This is a genomic window from Candidatus Benthicola sp., from assembly GCF_058719085.1.
The window spans coordinates 1-5,936 of record NZ_JBZQEK010000174.1; the positions used below are offsets into that span (position 1 = coordinate 1).

General features: G+C 68.8%; 5 protein-coding genes. 4 read left to right on the forward strand and 1 reads right to left on the reverse strand.

Features of this window, described 5'->3' with window-relative positions:
- Positions 1 to 636, reverse strand: a 636-nt coding sequence (locus AC36XV_RS12620; RefSeq protein WP_492204040.1) for a S46 family peptidase, incomplete at its 3' end; no start/stop codon positions are given.
- Positions 637 to 836: 200 nt separating this feature from the next.
- Between AC36XV_RS12620 and AC36XV_RS12625 the strand changes: the two genes are divergently transcribed.
- From AC36XV_RS12625 to AC36XV_RS12640, 4 genes are all read left to right on the forward strand, one after another.
- The gene (locus AC36XV_RS12625) at positions 837 to 1,430 is read left to right on the forward strand and encodes a sigma-70 family RNA polymerase sigma factor (RefSeq protein ID WP_492204041.1); all 594 of its coding nucleotides are present in this window, start codon (positions 837 to 839) and stop codon (positions 1,428 to 1,430) included.
- A gap of 13 nt (positions 1,431 to 1,443) precedes the next feature.
- Positions 1,444 to 4,461, forward strand: a complete 3,018-nt coding sequence (locus AC36XV_RS12630) for a tetratricopeptide repeat protein (protein ID WP_492204042.1) — start codon at positions 1,444 to 1,446, stop codon at positions 4,459 to 4,461.
- Positions 4,462 to 4,536: 75 nt separating this feature from the next.
- Positions 4,537 to 5,004 carry a (2Fe-2S)-binding protein gene (locus AC36XV_RS12635; protein ID WP_492204043.1) on the forward strand — a complete coding sequence of 156 codons (468 nt, stop codon included), beginning with the start codon at positions 4,537 to 4,539 and terminating at the stop codon, positions 5,002 to 5,004.
- A partial coding sequence (locus AC36XV_RS12640; protein WP_492204044.1) for a molybdopterin cofactor-binding domain-containing protein occupies positions 5,001 to 5,936 on the forward strand: 936 nt, incomplete at its 3' end. The genes AC36XV_RS12635 and AC36XV_RS12640, both read left to right, overlap by 4 nt.

Below are 5,936 nucleotides of genomic sequence, written 5' to 3' on the forward strand. Positions count from 1 at the left end.
CACGTACGCGGAGTAGCGCCCACCGTTGTACAGGGCGATCACCTGCACCCAGACGGAATCTCCGGCCGCGGCGTGAAGGGCCTTCAGCTCGTCCCGAATCTCCTCGACGACGCGGGAACGCGCCTCCTCTCTCTCCTCTTGCGGGGCCGCGTCCGTGACCTCGAACACCCGGTCGGAGATGTCCTGAACGGCGACCAGCTGGTCGGCGTAATACCGTGGTATCGGACGTTCTTCCTCGAGCGTCCGGGCCACGAAGCCGTTCGTCAGCAGGTCCTCTCCTTCGCCGCTCAGCCCGGCTACCCGTCCTCGCACGCAGTGGTGGTTGGTCGCCACGAGTCCGTGGGGTGACACGAACGAGGCGGAACAGCCCGGAATGCGCAGGACCGAGAGCCGGGCTCGCTCGAACCACTCGGGGCTCGCATCGAAACCGTAGGTCTCGCTGAAGTATTCGGCGGGCGCGTACTCGAACGTCCACATCTTGCCGTAGTCGAAACGACCGGCCTGGATGGTGTCGAGGTCGACGCCACCGATCTGAGCCTGCGCGGGCGGCACCGCGACGGCCAGCATTCCGGCCACGAACGAGATCGTGAGAGCGCGCTTCGGACGGCGCAGTTCGGATTGGAACAGCCCAAGCATGATGGCCTCCAGGAGCCTATGAGAAACGACCTTCCGCCTCCGACATCTTCCCCCGCCCCGGCGGTCGTGGATCGTATCGCGGAAGATGAAGCTTCGGGACCCACTTGTCACCCTGTCGGAAGCGAACACATTGTGAGGGGTATCCAGGCCCGCGATCTCGCCGCCAGGGGCGGATCGCGCACTCCCGGAGACGGAGCCCGATGAACCAAGAAGCGAATCGCCTGCAGGGCGACGTGACCCAGCTTCTCCAGGCCGTACGGGAGGGCGACTCCAGGGCGCTGGATCGCCTCGTGCCTCTCGTGTATGAGGAGCTTCGCGCCCTCGCGAAGAGAGAGCTGTACCGGGAGCAACCCGGACACACGCTGCACGCGACGGCGCTCGTTCACGAGGCGTATCTCAAGCTGGCGGGAAGCGGGATGCCGGCATCGGACCGGGCACACTTTCTCGCCATCGCTTCCCGGGCCATGCGCCAGGTGCTCGTCGACCACGCCCGTCGGCGAAAGGCCCTGAAGCGGGGCGGCGACGTGGTCTGCACGACGCTCACCGACGGGAGAGCCCCGGTCGATTTCCGGCCGGACGAGCTGATCGCCCTGGACGAGGCGCTGGACCAGCTCGAGCCGAGGCAGCGCCAGGTGGTGGAGTTCCGCTTCTTCGCGGGGATGGAAGAGAAGGAGATCGCCGAAGTCCTGGGCATCTCGGATCGCACCGTCCGCCGCGAGTGGGTGAAGGCGAGAGCCTGGCTCTATCGTTCGATGTATCCGGACGGTGGGGCGCCCGACTCCTCTGTACCGTGAGGCGTACTCCGAGGTGAGCGAGCACAGGCGTCAGAGGCTGGACCAGCTGCTCGACGAGCTCCTCGACGCTTCCGGGCGGACCCGCGAAGAGATCCTCCAGCGTGCGAAGCGGGAAGATCCGGTCCTCGCGGCGGAGCTCGAGCGTCTGCTGGCCGCACACCTGCGCACGGCCGGGATCCTGGACAGCCCCGCGCGTCTGGAGTCCTCGGGGGAAGGCGATCCGGGCCCGGGTGACGTTCCTCTGCGTATCGGCGTCTACCGGGTGATCTCGGAAATCGGCCGGGGGGGCATGGGTGTCGTCTACCTGGCCGAACGGGACGACGGCCAGTTCTGGCGGCGCGTGGCCATCAAGGTGATCAGTGGAGGCGCTCGTTCAGCTGACCAGCGAGCCCGGTTCGAGGCGGAGCGGCAGATCCTGGCCACGCTCGATCATCCGAACATCGCGCGGCTGTACGACGGGGGCGTCACCGACGACGAGCGACCCTACCTGGTCATGGAATACGTGCCCGGGCTTCCGATTCACGAGCACTGCCGCACGTACGACCTGCCGGTCGAGGCACGCATCCGGCTCTTCTGTACCGCGGCGCGAGCCGTACATCACGCCCACCGCCGGCTCGTCGTCCACCGAGACCTGAAGCCGTCCAACATCCTGGTGACGCACGAAGGCGAGGTGAAGCTTCTCGATTTCGGCATCGCGAAGATCCTCGATCCCTCGATGGTGGGCGGAGCGGCGCCCCTGACTCGCACCGGGTTGCACCTGATGACCCCGGAGTACGCCGCTCCCGAACAGGTGTTGGGGGAGCCGATCACCACCGCCACCGACGTCTACGGACTCGGGGTGGTGCTGTACGAGATCCTCACGGGCCGGCGTCCGTTCGGTCTGGCCGGACGAGCGCCCGCCGAGTGGGCCCGCATCATCGTGCAGGAGCCCCCACCGGTCCCGAGTGACGTGGCCGAGCCCGACCGCCCCGGCCCGGACGAAGAGGCCGCGCATGCCGGTGCCCCCCTGTTCGGAAGCGTGGACGCGGATCGCGTGGCGGAGGGGTTGGAACGACAGCGACTGAGGAAGGCCCTGCGGGGAGACCTCGACCGCATCCTTCTCAAGACCCTGAGAAAGGAGCCCGAGCGACGATACGGCTCTGCGGCCCGGCTGGTGGAGGACCTCGAGCGTCACCTGGAAGGAAGGCCCGTGGAGGCGCGGGCCGATTCCGCCGGATACAGGATGCGGAAGTACGTGTCGCGTCACCGGGTCGGGGTGGCGGCGGCCATGATCGCCGTCCTTTCTCTCCTCGGGGGAACGGTCGCGGCCATTTCGCAGGCAGGGCGCGCGACCCGCCAGGCCGAGCTGGCGGCCCGGCAGCGCGACCTGATGTTCGACCTCTTCCGTTTGTCCGAGCCTGCCCAGGCGCAGGGAGACACGATCTCCGCCCGGGAGATCCTCGATCGGGGGGCGGCCCGGATCGAGCAGGAATTCGGCGGAGAGCCGGTGATGCAGGCCGCGATGCTCGCCGACGTGGCCGAGATCTATGCGAACCTCGGTCTCTTCGTTCGAGCCGAGTCCCTGGCGCGCCGCAGCCTCGATCTGAGGCTCGCACACCTCGGCGGTCGCAGCCTGGAGGTCTCGGAGAGCTACGGCCAGGTCGGCCGGATGGTCGCGGCCCAGGGACAGCGCGAAGAGGCGATCACGTTCCTGCAGAAGGCCCTCGACATCCGGAAGTCGGAGCTGTCACAGCCCGATTCGACCCTAGCTCGCACCCAGTCGGACCTCGCCTGGCAGATGCGGGCCAGCGGACGACACGCGGAGGCGGCGGCTCTGTTCGACGAGGCGTTGCGGACCCAGCGGGCGTTGCTCGGCGACCGTCACCCGGACGCGGCATCGACTCTGTTCGGGCTCGCGGTCTCCCATCACGATCTGGGTCAGTTCGAACAGGCGGAGGAAGTGTTCGCGGACGCCCTCGCCCGCTTCGACACCGCCAGCATGAGGCCGCACCCGCTGGCGGCCGAGGCGCTTCTGAACATCGCGATGATCCGCCGGCTGCGAAGCCAGATCTACGACGCGGAGCCACTCTCCGCCTCGGCCGTGACCATGCGGTCGGCCCTGTACGATCCGACGCACCCGGATGTCATCGAGGCGCTCGGCGAATGGGGAGTGGCCCTCCGAGACGTGGGCCGCTACGAGGAGGCGGAGGCCGTGCTCCGCGACGCGGTGGACCGTGCGAACCGCGGGCTGGGCTCCGGGCACCCGCTGACCCTGACGATGCGGGAGCGCTGGGGGACGGTCCTGTACCATCTCGGTCGGTACGAGGAGGCGGCAGCGACCGTGGACTCCTCGATCGCCGTCAAGCGGGATCGCCTCGAGCCCGGCGATCCGAACTACGTGATGGCCCTCGCCCGGGCGGGCGACGCCTACTGGATGGGAGGACGGCTCGACCTGGCCGAGTCCCGCTACCGGGTGGCTCTCGAGGGTGCCGGGCGAAACAGCGTCTACGCGATCCTCCTCCTGGACGGGCTCGCCAACGTCGCCATGGCTCGGGGCGATCTCGACGCGGCCGATGAACTGTTCGAGGAATCCCTGGGCCTGGCGGTCGAGAAGCTGCGGCAAGGACACCGCTACACCCAGACGGTTCGAGTGGACCGGGCGAGCCTTCGTCTGGTGCAGGGGCTCGGAGCCCGGGTGGTGGACACCCTGGAGAACGTGATCGAGATCCGGGCCGGCGTATTCCGCGAGCCCCATCCGGCGATCGGGAGGGCGCTTCAGCCCCTCGGCGCTGCCTACCTCGCCGCCGGCGATCCGGAACGTGCCGAAGCCGTTCTGCGCCGTGCCCTGGATTCGTACGCAGCCCTTCCGGACACGCACTGGAGGGTGGGCGAAGTCGTGAGCCTCCTCGGTGCCGCCCTCGTCGCGCGTGGACGCACGGACGAGGGCACGCGCCTTCTTCGTGAGGGACACGCCACGGTCGTGGGCCACGTCGGGCCGGAGTCGTGGCAGGCCCGGGCGACGGCGCGACGGCTGGCGGCATCCGAAGGCTGACCGTGGCTGCTTCGGGGGCCCGGCCGTAGGTTTCACCCAACCTTCCCGACTACCCTGCGTGCAGGAGTGCGACCCATGCCGATCCTCCGCGTCAACGGTGAGAGACTCGAAGTCGATGCCGATCCCGCCATGCCGCTCCTCTGGGTGCTGCGAGACCTGCTCGGGCTCACGGGCACGAAGTACGGGTGCGGAGCCGGCCTGTGCGGCTCCTGCACGGTTCACGTGGATGGCGAGCCAACCCGTTCCTGCGTGACGACGATCGCTTCGGTGGAGGAGCGGTCGGTCACGACGATCGAGGGGCTGTCGACCGCGGATCGGTTGCATCCGGTGCAGGCCGCGTGGATCGAGGGCAACGTGCCGCAGTGCGGCTACTGCCACCCCGGCCAGATCATGAGCGCGGTCGCGCTTCTGGCGAACACGCCGAACCCCACCGATGACGACATCGACCGGGCCATGTCGGGAAATCTCTGCCGCTGCGGCACGTACCTGAGGATCCGGGACGCCATTCGTGGCGTCGCCGGCTCGGAAGGAGCCGACCGATGAGCGGCGTCATGCAGCTGTCCCGGCGCAGCTTCCTGCGGACGACCGGACTGGCCGGATCCGCGCTGGTCCTCGGAGTCCGGGTAGACTCGGTGTGGGGAGCCGATGCCCGGGGATCAGAGGGCCCGTTCGAGCCCAACCTCTTCGTCTCGATCGGAGACGATGGAGTGGTCCAGCTCACCGTCCATCGCACCGAGATGGGCCAGGGCGGCCGAACGGCCTGTTGCATGCTCCTCGCCGAGGAGCTGGACGTGGACCTGGCCTCGGTGAGAGTCGTGCAGGCGCCGGCCGACCCGCGCTACGGTCGGCAGGCCACCTCGGGAAGTACGACCGTGAGGCTGAACTGGCTCCCCCTCCGCCGCGCGGGTGCGGCGGCTCGCCTGATGCTCCTCGAGGCCGCCGCGCTCCAGTGGGGCGTCGCGCCGGGTGACTGTCGAACCGACTCGGGAGCCGTGATCTGTGGCTCGCGGCGGCTGACGTACGGAGACCTGGCGTCGGCGGCGGCCGAGCTTCCGGTTCCCGAGGATCCTCCGCTCAAGGATTCTTCGCAGTTCCGTCTCATCGGCACTCCGCAGCGGCTGCTCGACACCGGGGACATCGTCCGGGGCACGGCCACGTACGGCTACGATATCGAGTTGCCCGACATGCTGTTCGCGAGCGTCGAGCGAAGTCCGGTGCCGAAGGGCTCCGTCACGCGCTTCGATGCGGATGCCGCTCTCGCCGTCCGGGATGTGGTCGACGTCATTGAACTGGAGCCCGACCCGAGCGGTCTCACGAACGCCGGCGTGGCCGTAGTGGCCACCAACACGTGGGCTGCGATGCGTGGACGCGAGGCTCTGCGGGTCGAGTGGAACCCCGGACCGCTCGCCAACGAGAACACCGATGAACGTCGGGCCCGGCTCGCGCGGATCGCGGCATCGCCGGGAAGGGTGGCG

What these genes read in the sequence shown, in the direction of transcription:
- AC36XV_RS12635 (WP_492204043.1), top strand. Translation starts at nt 4,537, where the DNA reads ATGCCGATCCTCCGCGTCAACGGTGAGAGACTCGAAGTCGATGCCGAT.
- AC36XV_RS12625 (WP_492204041.1), top strand. Translation starts at nt 837, where the DNA reads ATGAACCAAGAAGCGAATCGCCTGCAGGGCGACGTGACCCAGCTTCTC.